Raw genomic sequence first — 582 nt, 5'->3', positions numbered from 1 at the left:
GTTTCAAGCCCCAAAACTTTGGCGATATGCTTCTTCTCCATGCCCAGGATATTAAAAAGGCCGAATTCCTTTTTGCGCCGTTTAATCAGAAAGCTGTGGGTATAGAAGAGAAAAATCACTGCGAAAATAGCAATCACATAGGAGCCCAGATTAAGGATGGCTTGCACCTGAAAGCCGCCGGACATTTTTCCCAAGCCCTTGTTCTCAGCCAGGAAAACCATGATGTAATACATCATCACCGTGCCTATGCAGGTCAGGATGTAGGGCAGATAGGTTTGGGCATTCTTTTTCAGATTGGTGGCGGCTAGCTTGGCATAAAAGAATCTACTCATGGCGCCCACCGCCTGTGGCCATGGTGGTCAGGGTATCGGAAATCTTCTGGTACATGGCTTCATCCGACATGCCGGCTTTATAAAGCTGATGGAAGACCTCCCCATCCTTAATAAACAGTACCCGTTGGGCATGACTGGCCGCTTTCACGCTGTGAGTCACCATCAACAGGGTCTGCCCCTCCTGATTAATTTCTTTAAACAGGCGGAGCAAGCCCTCAGCGGCCTGGGAGTCTAGGGAGCCGGTGGGTTC

At 49.8% G+C, this 582-nt stretch carries 1 protein-coding gene and 1 pseudogene; both read right to left on the bottom strand.

All coding sequences use genetic code 11. From position 1 onward, the window contains the following. A partial coding sequence (locus DOT_RS28535; protein ID WP_139024172.1) for an FtsX-like permease family protein occupies window positions 1–332 on the bottom strand: 332 nt, incomplete at its 3' end. Beyond that, a pseudogene (locus tag DOT_RS08700) lies at window positions 325–582 on the bottom strand (ABC transporter ATP-binding protein); the annotation flags it as partial. The gene DOT_RS28535 and the pseudogene DOT_RS08700, both read right to left, overlap by 8 nt.

This window comes from Desulfosporosinus sp. OT (assembly GCF_000224515.1).
GTDB lineage: Bacteria > Bacillota > Desulfitobacteriia > Desulfitobacteriales > Desulfitobacteriaceae > Desulfosporosinus.
The sequence above is the reverse complement of the archived record's forward strand: the minus strand, read 5'-3'. Positions and strand labels throughout refer to the sequence as shown.